The sequence below is a fragment of the Caballeronia arationis genome (assembly GCF_001544975.2).
GTDB lineage: Bacteria > Pseudomonadota > Gammaproteobacteria > Burkholderiales > Burkholderiaceae > Caballeronia > Caballeronia arationis.
In genome coordinates this window covers 1-20,448 of record NZ_FCOG02000106.1, presented here as the reverse complement: position 1 = coordinate 20,448, position 20,448 = coordinate 1, and the positions used below count along the sequence as shown (strand labels likewise).

Here is a 20,448-nt window from a genome sequence, read left to right as displayed (position 1 = left end):
ATCGTCACCTGCTCGGTGTCGCTGTCGACGTGAATCGACTCGACATTGCGCGTGCCCGGCGGCGACGCATAACCGCCGCTCAGGTCGGAACCGCTCGCCGCGTTCTCCGCCACCGCAAGCCGTGCCGACGACGCGAGCGACAGCCCCTCGCCCACCCGGCTGCGCGCCAGATAATCCTGATACGCCGGAATCGCATACGCCGCGACCACGCCGACGATCGCCAGCACGATCATCAGTTCGATCAGCGTGAAACCCGTCGCCGATCTGTCGTTGCTCCGCTTTTCAAACCACCGCAGCGTGTTCGCTGCGCCCCAACCGCCCATCGCTAACGTCATTGCTCACCCCCAAAAAGACAAAAGCGCCCGACCGCGCGATGCAGTCGGACGCTTCAATCGTATTGAGAGGCCGCGATCCGCGGCAGTCGGCCAGGTGGCCAACGTTGCAGTTCAGTTGGTGGCCCGGTCTCCGCTTGCCAGCGCGCGGCGCCTGAAGATCCAGCCGGCCAGCAACACGACCACCGCGCCTGCGATGCGCGCCGCGTAACCCACGCTCTCCGTGTTGAGCGCCGGCCAGCGGTCGACGAACGGATCGTCGATGATGAGCCCCGCCGCGATCCACCCAAGCAGCGCGGCGCCGAGCGCGATCACGACCGGGAAGCGGTCGAGCAGTTTCAGCACCAGCGTGCTGCCCCACACGATCAGCGGAATGCTCACCACGAGCCCGAAGATCACAAGCGTCAGCCGGTGCTGCGGATCGGCGGCCTCGGCGGCGCCTGCGATCGCGATCACGTTGTCGAGGCTCATCACGGCATCGGCGATGATGATCGTTTTCACCGCCGCCCACAGCCGGTCCGACGAGGTGATGTGGTGATCGTCGTGACCCGGCTGCATCAGCTTGATGCCGATCCAGAGCAGCAGCAGGCCGCCGACGAACTTGAGGAACGGCACGTCGAGCAACGCGACCGCGAACGCAATCAGCACCACGCGCAAGAGGATCGCGCCGAGCGTGCCGAGTACCACGCCGCGCGCACGCTGGGTCGCCGGCAGGTTGCGGCAGGCGAGCGCGATCACGACAGCGTTATCGCCACCGAGCAGGATATCGATGATGATGATCTGGATGACCGCGCCCCAGTGGAGCGTCGCGAAGAATTCGAGCATGGATGACGGTAGAGCGAAGCGCTGCGGAAATAAAAAAGCGAGGGAAGCAAACGCTCCCTCGCTTCTGAATCGACATTTTACGAAAGGGTTCCGTAAGAGTACCAAACCCTGGCGTTTTCTGCCGGTTCGATCCGCCAAAAACGCTCTTAGATCACCGCTTTCAGCAAACGCGCCATTTCCGACGGGTTCTTCGTGACCTTGATGCCGCAGGCGTCCATGATTTCGAGCTTCGCGTCCGCCGTATCGGCACCGCCCGAGATCAGCGCGCCGGCGTGGCCCATGCGCTTGCCCGGAGGCGCCGTCACGCCCGCGATGAAGCCGACCACCGGCTTCTTCATGTTGTCCTTGATCCAGTAGGCCGCGTTGGCTTCGTCCGGACCGCCGATCTCGCCGATCATGATCACCGCGTCCGTGTCCGGATCGTCGTTGAACATCTTCATGATGTCGATGTGCTTCAGACCGTTGATCGGATCGCCGCCGATCCCCACCGCCGACGACTGGCCGAGGCCGAGCGCCGTCAACTGGCCGACTGCTTCATACGTCAGCGTGCCCGAACGCGACACGACGCCGATGCGGCCCTTCTTGTGGATGTGACCCGGCATGATGCCGATCTTCAGTTCGTCCGGCGTGATCGTGCCCGGGCAGTTCGGTCCGAGGAGCAGCGTCTTGCGGTTTTCGCGACGCATGCGGTCCTTGATCTCGAGCATGTCGCGAACCGGAATGCCTTCCGTGATGCAGATCGCGAGATCGAGATCGGCCTCGACGGCTTCCCAGATCGCAGCCGCAGCGCCTGCCGGCGGGACGTAGATGACCGACACGGTTGCGCCCGTTTCGGCCTTCGCTTCCTTGACGCTCGCGTAGATCGGAATGCCTTCGAAATCTTCGCCTGCGCGCTTCGGGTTCACGCCCGCGACGTATGCCTCGCGGCCGTTCGCGTACTCGCGGCACGCGCGCGTGTGGAACTGACCGGTCTTGCCGGTGATGCCCTGCGTGATGACCTTGGTGTCTTTGTTGATCAGAATCGACATGTAGTGACCTCTGTTCGTTTGGCGTCGCCTCGCCCGCGCCGGTGTTTCACGCGAGGAAAGGCGCCGCCATTCGTATCTGGTGGAACGGAACGCTCGTAAAGGCTTTTCGGATGGAAAAGCGCTTACTTGCCTTCGGCTGCCGCGACGACCTTTTGCGCAGCTTCTTCCATGCTGTCGGCCGCGATGATCGGCAGGCCGGAGTCCGCCAGAATCTTCTTGCCGAGGTCTTCGTTCGTGCCCTTCATGCGCACGACGAGCGGCACCTTCAGCGCCACGGCCTTCGATGCCGTCACCACGCCTTCCGCGATCACGTCGCAGCGCATGATGCCGCCGAAAATGTTGACGAGGATCGCCTTCAGGTTCGGGTTCTTCAGCATGATCTTGAAGGCTTCCGTCACCTTCTCGGTCGTAGCTCCTCCGCCGACGTCCAGGAAGTTCGCCGGCTCGCCGCCGAAGAGCTTGATGGTGTCCATCGTCGCCATCGCCAGGCCCGCGCCGTTCACCAGGCAGCCGATGTTGCCGTCGAGCGAGATGTACGCCAGGTCGAACTTCGACGCTTCCACTTCAGCCGGATCTTCTTCGTCGATATCGCGATACGCGACGATGTCCGGATGACGGAACAGCGCGTTCGAATCGAAGTTGAACTTGGCGTCGAGCGCGATCACCTTGCCGTCGCCCGTGACGATCAGCGGGTTGATTTCGGCGAGCGATGCGTCGGTTTCCCAGAACGCGTCGTACAGACCCTGCAGGATCGCGCGCGCTTGCGGGATCGATGCGTCGGGGATACCGATCTTGCGTGCGAGATCGTCGGCGTCTGCGTCCTGCAGGCCCGTCGACGGCTCGACGGCGAACTTGTGCAGCAGTTCCGGCGTCTTTTCCGCGACTTCCTCGATGTCCATGCCGCCTTCGCTCGACGCCATCACGACGACTTTCTGCGAAACGCGGTCGAGCACGAGGCCGACGTACAGTTCCTTCTTGATGTCCGCACCTTCCTCGATGAGCAGGCGGTTCACCTTCTGGCCTTCAGGGCCGGTCTGATGGGTGACGAGCTGCATGCCGAGGATCTGGTTCGCGTACTCGCGGACCTGCTCGATCGACTTCGCAACCTTCACGCCGCCGCCCTTGCCGCGGCCGCCAGCGTGAATCTGCGCCTTGACGACCCATACCGGGCCGCCCAGCTCTTCCGCGGCCTTGACCGCATCATCCACCGAGAACACGGGCTTGCCGCGCGGGACCGCGACGCCGAATTTCCGCAGGATTTCCTTACCCTGGTACTCGTGAATCTTCATGCGTGATTCCTTCAGTCTGAGAGTTGGATTGAACTTCGCTTTTCTTGAACGCTTGTTTTTAACCGCTGATTCGTGTTGCCTGCCAGCCGGTCTGGCCGGCTCGCATGTGTCTCATCCAGATATCTCGTGGATGTTCAGCCCGTCTTCGCTTCCGCGGCTGGGCGGTCTTCCGGCTCGCGTGGCTTGTGGCCGTACCAGCGCGGGTAATACTCGCCGACTGCGGGACCGTCGAAACGCAGCGCGTTACAGCGGCCGAGCTGGAAAGGCGGTTGCTCTTCGGGATTCGGATCTGGCTTTCCGAGCGGCTCGCCGCGCGGATTGCCGTTTTCGATATTCCAGACCTCACCCGCGAACGCCTGGATCGCGGCGGTCGGCAGGACGGCGCACAGCTCGGTGAGATGCGTGCAGCCAGCGGTGCCCCGCAGCAGACGATTGGTTTCGCGACGGAAATTCTGGAGGAGATTGAGACCGATGAGGGAACGGTAGGCAGGATTGGACTCGGCGCACTGACCGCCATAGGGCGCCCACTCCGATGACGCCTCGGCGTCGACGATAGTGAGCTTGCGGTCGATGGTGATGCGCAGCCAGAGTTCATGGATCGGCAGGCCGTTCGGCCGGACGCCCGACGCGAGATGGACATCGCGCGGCTTTTCATCGGTTAGACAGGCTTCGATGTCCCACAAACCGTCGTCCCGCTCGAAGGCTTCCAGTCGAATCGCGCGGCGATGGCGCAACTGTCGGGAAACGGGCGGAGAAAGCGGCATGCGAGAAAGGGAAGGCCGGATGGGGGAAACCAACGAATTTTAGCATATCGGGTATTTGAGGCCCGGCATGGAGGCGCGAGGGGGTTCGGGGCGATTGGCCGGGTGTCTCGCTTGCGTCTTTGCGGCATGCGATCCGGCTTCGCGCGCCCGGTCCGCGGCGGCGCTGTGCCTTGCGGTCTCTATGCGGTCTAGTCCTCGATCGGGTCGAACGGCAGATCTTCGTCGCCGCCCTTGATCACCTTCGAGATCGTGCTGCCAGAAAACCCGCGGGCCGCGAGAAATCGCGATTGTTTCGCCCGCTCGGCCTGCGTTTGCGGTGGCGTGCCGTATTTCCTCGCCCACACCGCACGGGCGCGCGCGAGTTCGGTTCGGGACAGTTCGTCGCCGGTCTGGCTAAGGAGCTCCTCGCCGACATTGTGGCGCTTCAATTCGTTGACGATCCGGCCCGACCCGAAGCTGCCCGCTCGCCGATGCACGACGCTTTCGACAAAACGCGCGTTCGACAACCATCCTTCGCGCTCGAGCGCATCGAGCACGCCTTCGAGCGAATCGGCCTCCTGAACGAACGGCACGAGCTTGCGCGACAACTCGGCCCGGCTGTGTTCCCGACGCGAAAGGTACGCAAGTGCGCGCCCTTTCAAAGAGCGCTGCGGACGTTTGCCTGCCTTTTTTTCGTCGGACTGCTTGCGCCGGGTTTGCGACGAGCGGCTATAGACCGTTTCGCCGGATTCACCCTCGTCGCGTTGTGCCGATGATGCCGAGTCAGGCACGCATTGCTCGAATGGCTCGAAAGGGTCGGCGTCTTCGAAGGGGTCGGGGAATGCGGGAGTATTCGCATGAGCGCGATTTTTGGCACGATTCGGCGGAGCATCGGCCGTTGGCTGCTGCATGCTCTTCGGCTTCTCTAGCGTTTGTGCGAGCAGTACGCGGGCGCGTTTGATTCGTTCTGTCGGGGGAACGGTATCCTTGATTTCAGCGGATTTCGCTGCCTCCGCGGCTTCATCGCCCGAAAAACCGGCCCCTGAAACGCGACGCGCCGGCGCGGATTTCTCCACGCCGGCGCGTTCCGGCTTCCGTCCCCAGCCACGCTTGCCCATCGATGCGCCCGCGCGGTCACCACGCCGTTCACTGCTGCGTTCGTAGTAGTCACCGCCTTCGGCAACAATACGGCTTGCGCCAGTATCGTCATCCGAGCCGCCCGAAACCCGGCCGTCAGCGCGCCCTTCACCGCCACCGACCTTCGACCCGAACCGGCTCTTGCGCATCATCGCGTGCAGCCTGAGTGCTCAACCGGAATCCCGGTTAAGCCCGGAGGCTTACTCTTCTTCATCCGCAACCGCGACGCCAGTCACGGCTTCCGCCATCGCGTTGACGCCCAGCGATTCGCGGATCTTGTTTTCGATCTCGCGCGCCATGTCCGGATTCTCGCGCAGGAATTCACGCGCGTTGTCCTTGCCCTGGCCGATGCGCTCGCCGTTGTAGCTATACCAGGCGCCCGCCTTGTCGACGAGCTTCGCCTGCACGCCCAGATCGATGATCTCGCCCTGACGCGAAATGCCTTCGCCATAAAGAATGTCGAAGATCGCTTCGCGGAACGGCGGCGACACCTTGTTCTTCACCACCTTCACGCGCGTTTCGTTGCCGATCACTTCGTCGTTCTTCTTGATCGAGCCGATCCGGCGAATGTCGAGACGCACCGACGCATAGAACTTCAGCGCGTTGCCGCCCGTAGTGGTTTCCGGATTGCCGAACATCACGCCGATCTTCATGCGGATCTGGTTGATGAAGATCACGAGACAGTTCGTGCGCTTGATCGTGCCGGTCAGCTTGCGCAGCGCCTGCGACATCAGGCGTGCCTGCAGGCCCGGCAGCGAGTCGCCCATTTCGCCTTCGATTTCAGCTTTCGGCACGAGCGCCGCGACCGAGTCGATCACGATCATGTCGATGGAACCCGAGCGCACCAGCGCGTCGGCAATTTCCAGCGCCTGCTCGCCCGTGTCCGGCTGCGAAATCAGCAGGTCCGACGCGTTCACGCCGAGCTTCTGCGCGTATTGCACGTCGAGCGCGTGTTCCGCGTCGATGAACGCCGCCGTGCCGCCGATCTTCTGCATCTCGGCGATCACCTGCAGCGTGAGCGTGGTCTTGCCCGACGATTCCGGGCCGTAGATTTCCACCACGCGCCCGCGCGGCAAACCGCCGACGCCGAGCGCGATGTCCAGCCCGAGCGAGCCCGTGGACACCACCTGAATGTCTTCGACCACTTCGCCCGCACCGAGCCGCATGATCGACCCTTTGCCGAACTGCTTTTCGATCTGCGACAGCGCGGCGGCCAGCGCCTTGCTCTTCTCTGCAGACATTCCGCCCGGGCCTTTCTTGCTTTCTTCCATGAATCGTCCTTTGCTATGATGAACGGCGTCTGAGATACGCGCGCGCGGCATTGAAGCCGCTGGCTGCACTAACTCAGACACTGTATAAAAAAACAGTAGTTTTTGCAAGCCCGATCGACGGGGCGCAGTATTTTAAACGCTCGTCGCACCGCGCAAAAACCACAACAACACCTGGAGACCGCCGCGCCGGGCGAATTGCGGTGCCGGCAATGCCCTCGCGCACATCACGATGCGAATCCTCATTGCCGAAGACGACAGCATACTCGCGGACGGGCTGGTTCGATCACTCCGCCAATCGGGATACGCCGTCGACCATGTGAAGCACGGCGCCGAAGCCGACACCGCGCTCACGCTGCAGACTTTCGACCTCCTGATCCTCGATCTCGGCCTGCCGCTGATGTCCGGTCTCGAGGTCCTGCGCCGCCTGCGCGCGCGCAATTCGCAGATGCCCGTCCTGATCCTCACCGCCGCCGACAGCGTCGACGAGCGCGTGAAAGGCCTCGATCTCGGCGCCGACGACTACATGGCGAAGCCCTTCGCGCTCAACGAACTCGAAGCGCGCGTGCGAGCGCTCACGCGTCGCGGCGCGGGCGGTGGCCCGACGGTGGTCAAGCACGGCTCGCTGTCGTTCGATCAGGTCGGCCGGATTGCCTATATCAACGAGCAGGTGATCGAGTTGTCGGCGCGCGAGCTCGGCGTGCTCGAAGTGCTGCTGCAGCGGATCGGGCGGCTCGTGTCGAAGGAGCAGCTCGTCAATCACCTGTGCGAGTGGGGCGAGGAAGTCAGCAACAACGCGATCGAAGTCTACGTTCACCGCCTGCGCAAGAAAATCGAGCCGAGCGGCGCGCGGATCATGACCGTACGCGGCCTGGGCTATTCCCTGGAGAAGACGCCGGGCGCGGCGGCCTCGTCCGACGCTTCGGCGAACACGACATCGGGCGCCGCTCCGACGCCCGCCGACCACCCCTACAAGTAGGAACGAGCATGGCGTCGCCCGCTTCCACCGAGCGCGCCGCCGACAGTGCGCAGCGAGAGACGCCCTCCGGCACGCCGCAGGATGCGCACGCGCCCCGCAACGCCGCCGAAGCCGCAACCGTCGACTCCGACGCGTCCCGCGACGCCCGCTATGCGAACCCGTTCGCGCCGCCCGACGAGCTGGAGCCTGACGACGCGCCGCATCCGCGCTCGCTCTTCGGCGAAATTCTCGACTGGATGCTCGCCCCGCTCCTCCTGCTCTGGCCGATGAGCATCGCGGTCACGTATCTGGTTGCGAAGTCGATTGCGAACGGCCCGTTCGACCGCGCGCTCGAAGCCGATGCCTACGTCCTCGCGCGCCAGATCCAGCCGGTGAACGGCGTCGCGGAACTGCGCCTGCCCGACGCGACGCGCGATTTCCTGCGCGCCGACAACGTCGACAGCGTGTTCTTCCAGGTGCTCGGCACGCGCGGCGAACTCGTCGGCGGCGACCGCGACATGCCGCTGCCACGCGAGGACGACCGCCCGCAACCCGGCATCGTCGAATTCCGGGACGACATGCTGCGCGGCAACGACATCCGCGTCGCGTATACGACGGTCGAGCTGCCGAACGTCGACGAGCCAGTGCTCGTGCAGGTGGCCGAGACGCTCGACAAGCGCAGCCAGCTCGCCAACGACATCATCAAGGGCGTGATCCTGCCGCAGTTCGTGATCCTGCCGCTCGCGATCATCCTCGTATGGTTCGGGCTCTCGCGCGGGCTCGCGCCGCTGCACGCGCTCCAGTCGAACATCCGCGCGCGCCGCCCGGACGATCTCTCGCCGCTCGAAGCCGGCCAGGCGCCGCCGGAAATCGCGCCACTCGTCGCGTCGTTCAACGACCTGCTGACGCGGCTCGAACAGAACATGGAGTTCCAGAAGCGCTTTATCGCCGATGCCGCGCATCAGATGAAGACGCCGCTCGCCGGCCTGCGCACGCAGGCGGAACTGGCGCTGCGCCAGGACGTGTCGGCGGAAGTGCAGCGCTCGCTCGAACAGATCGCGACCAGTTCCGAGCACGCGGCTCGGCTCGTCACGCAACTGCTGGCGCTCGCCCGCGCGGAGAACCGCGCGACCGGCCAGATCTTTTCGCGCGTCGAGCTGACGGACCTCGCGCGGCTCGCGGTGCGCGACTGGGTGCAAGCCGCGCTTTCGAAACAGATGGACATCGGCTATGAAGAGCCGCCGCATCCGGTCGAAGTGGAAGGCAATGTCGTGATGCTGCGCGAGATGCTCTCGAACCTGATCGACAACGCGATCCGCTATACGCCGCCGGGCGGCCGCATCACGGTGCGCGTGCGCACCGACGAAAAGAATCTCGACCTCGTGCATCTCGAAGTCGAGGATACCGGGCTCGGCATTCCCGCAGCGGAGCGGCAACGCGTGGTCGAGCGGTTCTACCGGATCCTCGGGCGCGAAGGCGACGGCAGCGGGCTCGGACTTGCGATCGTCCGCGAGATCGTGACGATGCATGGCGGCTCGCTCGCCATCGAGGATCACGTCTATCAGGAAGCGCCGCGGCTCGCCGGAACGCTCGTCCGTGTCAGCTTGCAGCGGGTTTATCCTGCCCGGGACAAACCCTGAGCCACCGACGTCTAAAACGATCGTTCTTTCCGTGCGTTAAAAGTAAAAGACCGCAGATTCACTGAGGTTTGACGCAAATCAACGTCGATTGGCAGATTTCACTGTCTCGAAACCACTACCATCACGTCAAACCCCGCGTCAGAACGCCGTAAGTTTTCGTTCCAATAATCGTTGCACGGGAACCGCTCGAGACCGCGGACCGCATCGAAAATCAAAATCAGGAGACGATTCATGGCTACGGTTGAAGGGCGCATATCGCATGCCCCGATGACGAGCGAGGAAAAGAAGGTGATCTTCGCCTCGTCGCTCGGGACAGTCTTCGAGTGGTACGACTTCTATCTGGCGGGCTCGCTTGCCGTCTATATCAGCAAGACGTTCTTCTCCGGCGTCAACCCGACGGCCGGCTTCATCTTCACCCTGCTCGGCTTCGCGGCGGGCTTCGCGGTGCGTCCGTTCGGCGCGATCGTGTTCGGGCGGCTCGGCGACATGGTCGGCCGCAAGTACACGTTCCTCGTGACGATCGTCATCATGGGCCTTTCGACGTTCGTGATCGGCTTTTTGCCCGGCTACGCGTCGATCGGGATAGCGGCGCCTGTCATCTTCATCGCGATGCGGCTCCTGCAGGGCCTCGCGCTCGGCGGCGAGTACGGCGGTGCGGCGACCTACGTCGCCGAGCACGCACCGTCGAACAAGCGTGGCGCGTGGACCGCGTGGATCCAGACGACGGCCACGCTCGGCCTCTTCGTCTCGCTGCTCGTGATCCTGGCGGTACGCACGGCGGTCGGCGAGGACACCTTTGCCGCGTGGGGCTGGCGCGTGCCGTTCATCGCGTCGATCGTGCTGCTCGGCATTTCGGTGTGGATCCGGATGCAACTGCACGAGTCGCCGGTGTTCGAGCGCATCAAGGCCGAGGGCAAGACGTCGAAGGCGCCGCTCACCGAAGCGTTCGGCCAGTGGAAGAACCTGAAGATCGTGCTGCTCGCCCTCTTCGGCCTGACGGCCGGTCAGGCGGTGGTGTGGTACACGGGCCAGTTCTACACGCTCTTCTTCCTCACGCAGACGCTGAAGGTCGACGGCACGAGCGCCAACATCATGGTCGCCGTGGCGCTCCTGATCGGCACGCCGTTCTTTGTGTTCTTCGGCTCGCTGTCGGACCGCATCGGCCGCAAGCCGATCATCATGGCCGGCTGCCTGATTGCGGCGCTCTGCTACTTCCCGCTCTTCAAGGCGCTCGCGCACTACACGAACCCGACGCTCGAAGCCGCGACGGCGAAGTCGCCGATCGTCGTGATCGCCGATCCGAACGAGTGCTCGTTCCAGTTCAACCCGGTGGGCACGTCGAAGTTCACGTCTTCGTGCGACATCGCGAAGAGCGCGCTGTCGAAGTCCGGCCTGAATTACGAGAACGTGGCGGCGCCGGCCGGCACGCTCGCGCAGATCAAGGTGGGCGAGACGGTCGTCGATACCTATGACGGCAAGGCCACCGACGCGAAGGCGAAGGGCACCGCGTTCGACAAGACGCTGGCCGGCACGCTGAAGAGCGCGGGCTATCCGGCGAAGGCGGACCCGGCGCTGATCAACTGGCCGATGGCGATTGTCGTGCTGACGATCCTCGTGATCTTCGTGACGATGGTTTATGGACCGATCGCGGCGATGCTGGTCGAGATGTTCCCGGCGCGCATCCGGTACACGTCGATGTCGCTGCCGTATCACATCGGCAATGGCTGGTTCGGCGGGTTCCTGCCGGCGACGGCCTTCGCGATCGTCGCCGCGAAGGGGAATATCTACTCAGGGCTGTGGTATCCGATCGTGATCGCGCTGGCGACGTTCGTCATCGGCATGCTGTTCGTCAAGGAGACGCGCAACTCGAATGTGTACGAGCAGGATTGAAGGTTTCGGCGGATTTGGGGTTTGTCAGTAGGAAAATGCCGGGAAGGGGTTGACAGAATTCCCGGCTATCTCCATAATCCGCCTCTCTTTAGGCGAATTAGCTCAGTCGGTTAGAGCGACGGAATCATAATCCGCAGGTCCGGGGTTCGAATCCCTGATTCGCCACCAGCATTACCAAGGCTGCGCGCTCCGGAAATGGAGCGCGCAGTTTTGCTTTGGGTCCTTATAAATCAAGGACTTGGCGAAGATATAAACTCGTCTCGTTAGGCTGTCGAGTGCTACATCGAACTGCTACAGTGGGACGCCGGCGTCCGGTTCGGTGGCACAAGGACAACTTTTGCCAGTGAGAGGACTTCATGCCTTCGCAAACCTGCCTGACGAGCCGCCATAACTCCGTCGTTCCCCAATTCCGCCGCGCCATTCCCGCCGACCTCTGGGATGTCTTCGGCCGCCGAGAACTCGGTGGCTCACTCCAGACCCGCTTGCACGCCGAAGCCAAGCGCCGCCGCAACGCGCTGGTCGCCGCGACCGATTCGATTTTTGAAGACGCGCGGGTCCTGAGCGCCGCGGGCGCCGCCGACCGCACCGCGTTGCTTGAGGCGTTCCGGCGCCAACGCACCCTCATGTGCGCCGGCCAATCCGCAGTGTATGTAACCGAGCCTGAGAAGACCGAGGCTGCGGACGACTCGCAAAGTGCAGGTGATGAGACATATTGGCCGCCGATGTACGAGGACCTTTGCCCGAACGACGAATTCCGCCCCGTTATCAAGCCGCACTTTTCTCTGAAGCCCGCAATGATTCCGAGGCTGCTGAGCCGTCGGCGTGCTGTCATGTTGCAGTGCGATGAGCTTCTTCGAGCGCACGACTCACGCGACGACCTCAAGGCAATGCGCACCGGGCTTGAGGAACTTGAACAGGACACTTGCGACGACGTCGTGCGCGGCGACACCTCGGCCATCCGTGAGGACGCGTTGACTCTGCTCGCGTACGAAGGTATCGATGTGTCGCGAACCCATGCGGAGCATCTTGCGCAATATCTCAGCCGATTTCTCTCCGCCGAACTGGAACTCATCCGCGAGCAGCTGGGGCACCTGAATGGCAGCCGCACGCCGATACCGGAGTTGCCCGTAGAGCCTCTCGATACTGACGACTGGGAAACGTTCATCGCGACCTGGCAGTCTGTGCGCAAGCCCAAGGCGACCTCCGTTTCCAGCGTGCGCTCTGAAATCTCTCGGTTCAAAGGCTTTACCCATGACAAAAGTCCCGTGGACATCACAGCGGATGATGTCCGCGAATACGTAGACTTTCTCCTCAAGTCCGTCTCGCGAGCCCGGGCGAAAACAATTCTCTCGCTCATTCGTCCGGTAATTGCCACGGCGATAACGGAACGCATCACTTCGCTAAAGAGCAATCCGTTCGACGAAATTTCAGTGGAAGTCTCCGAAAAGGATGTGCGTTCGTACCGGCCGTTTTCGGCATCCCAGCTGCAAGCATTCTTTAATGGCCCGGTGCATCGCGCCGGCGACCGACCCGCCAAGGGCGGAAAAGAAGCCGCGTTCTGGTTGCCGTTGCTCTCCATTTATGCCGGCGTGCGGCTGGAGGAAGCCGGCACACTGACGACATCGAGCATCTTGGAGCGGTCGGGTCGGTACTGGATACAAATTGGCCATAGCAAGACGACAAACAGCTCGTTGCGTGAAATACCGCTTCATCGGGTACTTGAAGAGAAGGGGTTCGTCGAATTTGCACAGACCCAACGAAGGGTGCGCGGAGCGAACGCACCCCTCTTTGCGCACCTCAAGCAGAAAAATATCGACGCGAAGAAGACGCGAATGTTTTCGACGTGGGTCAACGAATACATTGACCGGTATGTGATTGATGACCGGCAATACACGTACCACTCGTTCCACAACAACTTCGAGGACGCACTCACCTGCGAAGGTGTCGCTGAAGACGTCCGCCGGGCACTCATGGGTCACGCCCAGAGCGGCATGACGCGCAGGTATGGGAAAAAGAGCGCGGGTAACCGTCGGGTGTTTCCGGACCGCGCGCTGATTGAAGCAATGGACCGCTTGACCTACGAGGGACTTAACCTAAACGGAATCACGGCGGAATCGGACATGATTCCCTGAGCCTTCCTGAGCGGCGACAAGGAGCTCGTCGGGCGGGCTCCTGTTTTGAATAACTTGCCGTCAGTTGATTATCGTTGCCCTGGGTCGCGTAACGCTACCAAGCGCAGCTGCCTGAGTACGGTCCGATAGCTTCCTCGTCCCAGGGTCCAGCCGTACTCGTCTGCCGGCCCTAATCGCCGCGGCTGCTTCTTGAGTGCCACGCAGGCGCGCGCGCATCCACACTCATTATGCCCTCCCGTCCCATGTGAATGGCCTCGCGAAACGTCCGACCGACTTGGCCAGACCATTCCATGCGGCCATCCATGGGAATTGGAAAATCAAAACCGCGCGCAAGTCGACTCCCACCTTGCCATCGCACGAACATCACGAAGCGACGGAGGCCATTCAAAATAGGAAGGCGACCTGCCTCGATACCAGGTTGCTCGGCGTGCAAACGGTGCGACATATATACCCAGCGGCGAAGGCGGCAGAACGTCACTTCCTCGAAGCGCATGGCGCCCTCTGCGCGCTCGAGAAAGGCGTGCACCATTTGATAGCACGGTCACTCTCGTCGAACGGTACCTTGATGAGGACATCGCCGACGTATGACCGCATGGTCGTCTCGGAGGCAAACAGGCTGCACTCGCGCCACGATATGGGCCATGAACGATTGCAGACAAATCAACCAAAATGCGCCCTATTTTCGCGACCCGGAGAGCCCTGGCGCGTCGGGCGACCTGCTTCATTGAGACATAAAATGTCTCTTTCACACATATAATCACAACAAGCCCGGCGAGCAAGCGAACGTTTATCAACACCCATACCACGACCAAGATGCCGTCTAGTCTGGATGAAGCGATTCTTCGTGTCCTGCCCACTGAACGGGACGCCGTTCCATGGCTGTCCACGCCTGAGGTTCATCGGCGCCTCGAGGCGCGAGGGCACCGCGTCGGCTACACAAAAAAGATACAGCGACATCTAACCTCACTGGAAAACGGAGCACGGGTCATTTCGACTTTGAACGGCCGCGAACTCCTCTGGCAGCGGAAACCTTGGCTGCACGGCCTCCAGGAGGGTGTCGGGCTGATGAGCGCATCCGAGGCTGTGGCCTTCCACATCCTTCAGCGCTTCGCCGGCAACAAACTTCCGGACGCGGTGATGAGGGACATCGAGCCGCTTTTCAATGCGGCGGAAGTACGCCTTTCGGAGGAGAAAGCTGATAATCGAATCTATCGCGCCTGGCCGGACAAAATTGCATCAGTCGACGGCGCGTTCACGCTGATTCGGCCCAAGATTCGGGCTGACGTATTCGAGGCCGTAGCGACGGCAACCTTTTTCGAGCGCGAGTTGATTGTTCAGTATCGAGCAGCCTACCGAAGCCAGGAGACGAACGAACCGGAGCCAAAAATTTTGTGGCCGCTGGCGCTCGTCGAATCGAGCGGTACCATGTATCTCGTTGCGCAAGATGCGAGTGCTACTCGACGCTCCGAGAGGGGCGAGCACGACTTTCCGCGCAGACTCTATCGGTTGGACCGCATCCGCTCCGTTGCAGAATCGGGCAACACCTTCGCATACCCAGCCGACTTCAAGCTGAACCGCTATATAGAAGCGGAGCAGGCCTTCGACTTTCTGACGGAACCTCCTGTTCGGCTTGAGCTAGCCTTCGAGGGCAACGCCGGAAACCATCTCCGAGAATCGCCCATGGCGAAAGACCAGGAGGTTGAACCTCTGTCCGACGGCCGCCTGAAAGTGTGCGGTACTGTGATTCCCAGCCTCAAGCTGCGCTGGTGGCTGCGCTCGATTGGTAGTGCGGTTGAAATTCTTGGCCCGGAATCTCTACGCAACGAATTCGCAGAAGACTATCTCAAACTCGCGAACCGATACCGGCGTTAGAGGCTCCGGCGCCAGCGGGAAATACCTGGTCACGGGGAAAGACCGTCTCTCGTGACCAATGCAATCCCGACGCTGCCCGCCGAACCGATACTCCACGCCGACCGTCACGAAGGCGCGACGCCGACACGAATGCCCTGGTCCATAGATAAGGCTACGGAGGCAGGAGTAATGCTCGGCCGCCTGGATGGTTGAGATGCATTGAATTGGCCGTTTAGCTTGTCGCATGATAACGAGACGCAAATTGTCCCGTTGCGCACGCAGGATAGAACCGTGTTGGCCGACAGCGATGGTGTTAACCGCCCGAACTAGGACGACAACTGGAGGACCAAATCATGGATTTGCGGAAGAAATGGAAAGTGTCGTTGCGCAGCCGGAAGACGTTACCAGCGGCGGAGACGCCGTCGGACCGACCAGGCGAAGTGACGAGACTTTGCGACATTCCCGCTTACATCAGGCGTCGCTCAAGCATTCCCGAACTCGAACGATTCCGACGCTGATAACGGGTTCGCAATGCGGCAGGCGGGGATGCGTCACACTCTGTGCGTCGGGAAGTCACAAGCAGTTCACTGGACATTCTTTCCTGAGTCGTGTCTGTCAATCGTCGATAAGGGCGGCGACGGCACCACCCTTCTTGTTCGGCGCGTCGCGGGCGACATCGAAAGGACGTTTCTCGAAGCGCTCGTCGTAGTGAGTGCCGGTACTGAGTATCACTGCCGCGAGAGCGCGTGGCCGGGTTGCCGGGTTGCCGGGTTGCCGACGGTGTATGCGGCATTATTCTGAAGTTTCAAGTCGGAGAGGGTCCAGGCATACATGTACCCGTTATGCCTTGCAGGTTCAGCGACCCTTCATGTTCCGGTACGAGCGGAGGATGATGGTCTGCCACATCGCGGGCACGGATTTACCCTGCACCGGCGCCCGGCCCATGCCCGGATTGCACGCCCGATACATTGGATAGAGTGAGACATAAACTGTCGCAATCCGCGCGCACAATAAGAACTCGAAAGCGCGATAGTGGTACGAATACCGCTCCGAGAGCTTAACGATTGTTGTCGTCGTGGACGGGTGCCGCTCTCCTTTTTGTTCGATGACGAAGCGCTGCGGCGAAATAATGAACCTGAGAGAGAAGATGGGAAAATTGACGAAAGCCTTGCTTGGAAACGCATGCCTTTACACCTCAAAAAATGTCGATGCGGCAATCGAGCACCTCGAGCGAGTCCTCTCCCTGGAGTGCGCCGACAGCTATTTTGGCCAGAGCTATTGGCACGCTCGCGTTAGTCAACTGAATGACACCGTCGGACTGACGCACTCGCAGCAGGTACGCGTGCGTAGGCTGCTGACCCTCCTCACAAGCCAATCCGAAGTCACGGTTGCAGAGCGCAACGCGAGCAGACACGTCTCGCTAGCGAGACCCTACGCCTGACTTCGGCCTCTCGACCATCGCCGCTTCAAAAGGTCACGCATTACTGCGGCGGAGGCTGACGCAGCACGGCTGAATAGATTCAAACGTGCGAGTTGAAAACCACCTTGCCACTAGCAAGGCTATCGCCTTAGGATGAACTTCTGAGCGAGGGCAAGACTCCAGGGCGCCTGCCCGATGCTCGCGCTCTTGCCAAGGAGGGCAACGCCCTCCCTGATGCATAACGATACCTTCGCCTTCTTATGACACTCTTTTACCGTTCCAAAGACTAAAACAAGCCTCCTCCCCGCGCAGCGGTCCCAGCATGACTCCTGCCTCGACCTCCGAGCCCCCTCAGGGCGAGGCATAGACTTCTTTGAAAGACAAACACTCTTTCAAGTAGATTAGAATAGTACGTGGCCGCGGCGCCGAGGAAATTCCATATGAATCAATCGATTACGCCCACCGCCTCGTCGAATGTGACGTGAGTTCGTACGCAATATGACGTGATTAGGGCCACGACGTCACGTCACATTGCGTACGGTGTGTGTATCGCGCACGCCCGTCGGTTAGTTCGAAAATATCTCCCATACTGCAGCCGCCAGCGTCGGGGCTGCTTCGGCCTCGGGCGCACTGGAACTCGACCTCGCTCGCGTCACCGCTGGCAGCGTTGGCCGCGACGTTGCCAGAGCATCCGCCTTCACGAGCGGGTGCCGAGTGAGTTGCACCGCGCCATTCACCGTCGTCTTGACGGTCCACGTTGCCAGTGCCGCGATTTCCGATAGAGCTTGGAGCATCTGCCTGCGCCGACGACGCCTTGCCACCGCGGCTGGTGATTCAGTGCCAACCTGCTGCTCGATACGGCCACGCCGCGGTGCGTTATTGGCGTCGCCCCAGATGTAGGTCGAAAGCGTGTCGAGATGGAACGCCATCGTCTTCCCCGGCCTGATACGAAGTGATAACGCACAATGCAACGCTCGCGCGCATTCCGCACGCAGGCTCAATCGCTCCGCAAGGCAAACGGGCGAAAACTGCCCACCGAACAGGACGTCTGCCAAGCGCCAGTTAAGCACGACCGTCACGCCCTGGTCGTCTCCGACCTCCCACGCCAGCAACCGCGACTGGAACTCGACGCCGCCGTCGTGGCGGGCCCAGACTGTCACCTCACACAGTCGCTGCAGTTCCGAGCGACGCTGAGCCATGGCACTGCCACCTGTCGAGCATCCCAGGCGACGGCACAGTTCGTAGAAGCTCACAGTGAGCCTTGCGATTCGAGGCCGTCGACGCTCATTCAAGTCATAGGGTGACGACTCAATGTGACGTGATGAATCGTCGGCGCTTTCCTCTCTCTCGAGCTGCTCGGCGGCGAGTTCAAGCAGAACCAGCAAAAGCGTCTGCTCGCCGACACCCAGTTGTTCCGGACCACGCCACCGCCAGACGACTCCATTAAATGTGAATTTCAGGTTGAGCTTGGGGCGTTCCCCACGCCACACCGGTTGAAAGACAGGGGCTGCACAGAACGCCGCGTCGTATCGCACAATTCGCGGTGCGGCCATCATTGCACGACTCCTCTTGTTCGGCGGGTTTTCCCGACTGCTCCTGACGGAGCGCGACTTCTCCGCCCATCCGCCATAGCCGGCGTCCATACCGCCAATGCGCCCGACGCAGGATTCCTGCGCAGGACAACGGATTCCTTCCCCGTCATGTAGTTCGCCTTCGCGACGTCGAGTTGCACGTACAGATGCCGTTCGGCGTTCGCAACCGGGAATTGCACCGCCATGCGGTCCGAGATAACTGACAGGTTCGCTTGCCAGCGCACTCCGTCCGTCAGCGCAGAGGAGCCGCGTGCCGCTGAAGCCTGGTCACCGGTGCCGATGGCAACCGAGCTCCGGTTCGCATGATGAGACAGGATGACCGCCGCTCCGGTCCGACGTGCCAAGTGTTCGAAGGCAGCAACGACCGCTGACATATGGGCCGAGTCGTTCTCTTCGCCAGCATGAAAGCGGCGCAACGGGTCAGCAATGACCAGTCTCGCCCCCGAGCACACGGCAAGCATATTCGTTAGCTCGTCGGTTACAGAGCCGTCGCCATCAACGCAATGCAATCGCTGCCCTGACCCGGCCAAGGGATAGATGTGCATGTTCGTCGCCAAACGCTCGGCCAGAGAGTCCCTGCTGCTTTTCGTCTGAAACACCGGCATTGTCGCCACGCCCCGCAGGGTAGCCGGGAAGGAACGGCATGCAGAGAGAACAGTTGGTGTCGCCGACCATCGAGGAACATCGGGCATCGAGAAAACGGTATTGGGCGGCGGCGGGGTTTCGCACCGGCGCAGCCGGTCGGGAAACGCGTTCGCTTTGATGGACGTCGCGACGAACACATCGGTGCCGCGCGCCCTAGCGCGCGAGGCTGGACGAGGGGAAAGAACAGTTGCCTCCTGCCCTCGCCCGGCCGGGCGACGAATCCTTGACGCCACTAACGATTGCCGGCGCACATGGTGGGCAGCTTATTGGAGGCAGTTAGCGAAGCGTCGCTATAGGAAGGACCGCCCCCCATGTGCGCGAAGAAAACGAGCGATGGGTCGGTGACCTCGAATACGCTATCTCCCGGAGCAACATCAAATGCGTCAATCTATCGCGACACCGAACATCCCGCCCGACGATACCGACGTCGACGTCTCCGCGGCATTGCCAACAGCAACCACGGATACGGTCGCCCGCCGCACCGCTGCACCGCCGCCGGTATCGCGCACGACACAACCCGACAACGCCGGCACACGGACTGCCACATCCATCGCCGCGTATCTCCGCGACACCGAGACACCCGAAGAGGTATCCACGCCTAATATCGCCGATAAACGAGTGAAGCGGACAATCGACCGCGGCCTCGTTGCGGTCGTCCCGCCAAATGTACTTCGACACACAATTCGCCTGCGTGCTCTGTCGCTGGCGAACAGATTTCGGGTAATTCGGACGATTGATGTCGCCATCGCCTGCTTCCCGGAGCGCCCCTATAAGGCGGCCTTGACGGCCGCACAGCGTGCGATGCGGTCGATGACCAAAGCCAAACTCCTCCTCCGTTATCGGACCGACCGCTTTCAACACGTCTACGGCCTCACCGAGCCCGGTGCTCGGTGGCTCGACGACCACGGCGTCGACGCTGCCGCGTCAGTACGGCGTGTCGCTGACATGTCGAATCCAGAGCACAGCTTGTGGATGCATTTCATCACGCTCGCATGCGAGGTGCGAGGCTTGACTGCGCACACGGAATCAGAAGCGCTTCAGTACTTGAATCGTGACCGTGAGCCAGGCGCCCCGGTGAAGCAGGGGTTCATAACAGTCGCTGCTCGCAATCGGAAACGTATCCTTCGACCCGATGTCCTTTCCTACGAGGCCGACGGGGTCACGTGGTACGAGATTGACCGCAGCAAACGTGGGGCGGACCGCGAAGCCTCGCTCGCCGCGCTAACCCAGCGCATCGGAGGCAAAATTGCGACTGGCGAGGTACTGCGCCGCGTGGTCGTGCATGCAAAAAATGAGCGCATCCAGAAGCGGGCTCTCGCCATCCTCCGTGCGCAGGAGAAGGCGTCGGATAGGCCGCACTCACTGACAGACCGCACGTTCCGTGAAATCGACGAGGGTATCTTTGAGGTCTGGACCGAGATTGAGCAGCGGCGTCCCGATGGTCGCATCGGAATTGAGAACCGCTGCGTTGGCCACGTCATCGTCCAGTTGCTGCCCACGTGGCTGCCGAAGGTCCGACTTGATTCCAAAAATAAGCATCCCTTGACCGGGTGCCTCAGCGAAAACTACCTGCCATATCGGCGCCCAGACGCTCTCGGGACGTGGCCGCGCCCGGCTTCGCTGCGTATTTCGGCGAACGTGATCACCGATTCCGGTTTAACGTGATCAGTGAATCCGGAGGAAGGTGATCAGTCATTT

The 20,448-nt window shown here is 61.7% G+C and carries 15 protein-coding genes and 1 tRNA gene; 7 read left to right on the top strand and 9 right to left on the bottom strand.

Translation table 11 applies throughout. The annotated features are described in order from the left end of the window. The 7 genes from AWB81_RS46545 to recA form a co-directional block, all read right to left on the bottom strand. Positions 1-233 (bottom strand): pilin (locus tag AWB81_RS46545; RefSeq protein ID WP_235026025.1); only part of this gene is annotated, 233 nt, incomplete at its 3' end. Positions 234-446: 213 nt separating this feature from the next. Then, positions 447-1,157 carry a TerC family protein gene (locus AWB81_RS32700; protein WP_062641377.1) on the bottom strand — a complete coding sequence of 237 codons (711 nt, stop codon included), beginning with the start codon at positions 1,155-1,157 and terminating at the stop codon, positions 447-449. 146 nt (positions 1,158-1,303) lie between these two features. Continuing rightward, the gene (gene sucD, locus AWB81_RS32695; protein ID WP_062641376.1) at positions 1,304-2,185 is read right to left on the bottom strand and encodes a succinate--CoA ligase subunit alpha; all 882 of its coding nucleotides are present in this window, start codon (positions 2,183-2,185) and stop codon (positions 1,304-1,306) included. A gap of 122 nt (positions 2,186-2,307) precedes the next feature. Then, positions 2,308-3,489: an ADP-forming succinate--CoA ligase subunit beta gene (sucC, locus tag AWB81_RS32690; protein WP_327372886.1), complete on the bottom strand. Its 1,182-nt coding sequence runs from the start codon at positions 3,487-3,489 to the stop codon at positions 2,308-2,310. A 119-nt stretch (positions 3,490-3,608) separates the two neighbouring features. Next, on the bottom strand, positions 3,609-4,238 hold the full coding sequence (locus tag AWB81_RS32685) for a DUF2889 domain-containing protein (protein ID WP_062641372.1): 630 nt from the start codon (positions 4,236-4,238) through the stop codon (positions 3,609-3,611). 188 nt (positions 4,239-4,426) lie between these two features. Next, positions 4,427-5,506 carry a recombination regulator RecX gene (recX, locus tag AWB81_RS32680; protein ID WP_235026023.1) on the bottom strand — a complete coding sequence of 360 codons (1,080 nt, stop codon included), beginning with the start codon at positions 5,504-5,506 and terminating at the stop codon, positions 4,427-4,429. 48 nt (positions 5,507-5,554) lie between these two features. Then, on the bottom strand, positions 5,555-6,625 hold the full coding sequence (gene recA / locus AWB81_RS32675) for a recombinase RecA (RefSeq protein WP_062641370.1): 1,071 nt from the start codon (positions 6,623-6,625) through the stop codon (positions 5,555-5,557). 229 nt (positions 6,626-6,854) lie between these two features. Here recA and AWB81_RS47275 point away from each other — a divergent pair, with 229 nt between their 5' ends. The 6 genes from AWB81_RS47275 to AWB81_RS32640 all read left to right on the top strand — a co-directional run bounded on the left by AWB81_RS47275 (position 6,855) and on the right by AWB81_RS32640 (position 15,114). Then, positions 6,855-7,601, top strand: coding sequence for a response regulator transcription factor (locus AWB81_RS47275; RefSeq protein WP_062641368.1), 747 nt, complete (start codon positions 6,855-6,857; stop codon positions 7,599-7,601). Positions 7,602-7,609: 8 nt separating this feature from the next. Further along, positions 7,610-9,220 carry a sensor histidine kinase gene (locus AWB81_RS32665; protein ID WP_062641366.1) on the top strand — a complete coding sequence of 537 codons (1,611 nt, stop codon included), beginning with the start codon at positions 7,610-7,612 and terminating at the stop codon, positions 9,218-9,220. A 231-nt stretch (positions 9,221-9,451) separates the two neighbouring features. Then, positions 9,452-11,110: an MFS transporter gene (locus AWB81_RS32660; protein WP_062641363.1), complete on the top strand. Its 1,659-nt coding sequence runs from the start codon at positions 9,452-9,454 to the stop codon at positions 11,108-11,110. Between the two features lie 91 nt (positions 11,111-11,201). Then, positions 11,202-11,278: transfer RNA gene (locus AWB81_RS32655), tRNA-Met, on the top strand. A gap of 188 nt (positions 11,279-11,466) precedes the next feature. Then, entirely contained in the window at positions 11,467-13,242 is a 1,776-nt protein-coding gene (locus AWB81_RS32650) for a DUF6538 domain-containing protein (protein ID WP_062641361.1), read from the top strand. A 1,065-nt stretch (positions 13,243-14,307) separates the two neighbouring features. Beyond that, entirely contained in the window at positions 14,308-15,114 is an 807-nt protein-coding gene (locus tag AWB81_RS32640) for a helix-turn-helix transcriptional regulator (RefSeq protein WP_235026022.1), read from the top strand. Positions 15,115-17,079: 1,965 nt separating this feature from the next. On the opposite strand, the gene repC is transcribed toward AWB81_RS32640, so the two are convergent. Both repC and AWB81_RS32620 read right to left on the bottom strand, forming a co-directional pair. Beyond that, positions 17,080-18,069, bottom strand: a complete 990-nt coding sequence (gene repC / locus AWB81_RS32625; RefSeq protein ID WP_062641352.1) for a replication protein C, IncQ-type — start codon at positions 18,067-18,069, stop codon at positions 17,080-17,082. Then, complete coding sequence (locus AWB81_RS32620; RefSeq protein WP_087135348.1) at positions 18,066-18,887, bottom strand: AAA family ATPase; 822 nt, start codon at positions 18,885-18,887, stop codon at positions 18,066-18,068. The genes repC and AWB81_RS32620 overlap by 4 nt, the downstream gene beginning before the upstream one ends. Positions 18,888-19,128: 241 nt before the next feature. Between AWB81_RS32620 and AWB81_RS46540 the strand changes: the two genes are divergently transcribed. After that, positions 19,129-20,415 (top strand): hypothetical protein, encoded by a 1,287-nt coding sequence (locus AWB81_RS46540; protein WP_200822591.1) that lies wholly within the window; start codon positions 19,129-19,131, stop codon positions 20,413-20,415. The last annotated feature ends 33 nt before the right edge of the window (positions 20,416-20,448 follow it).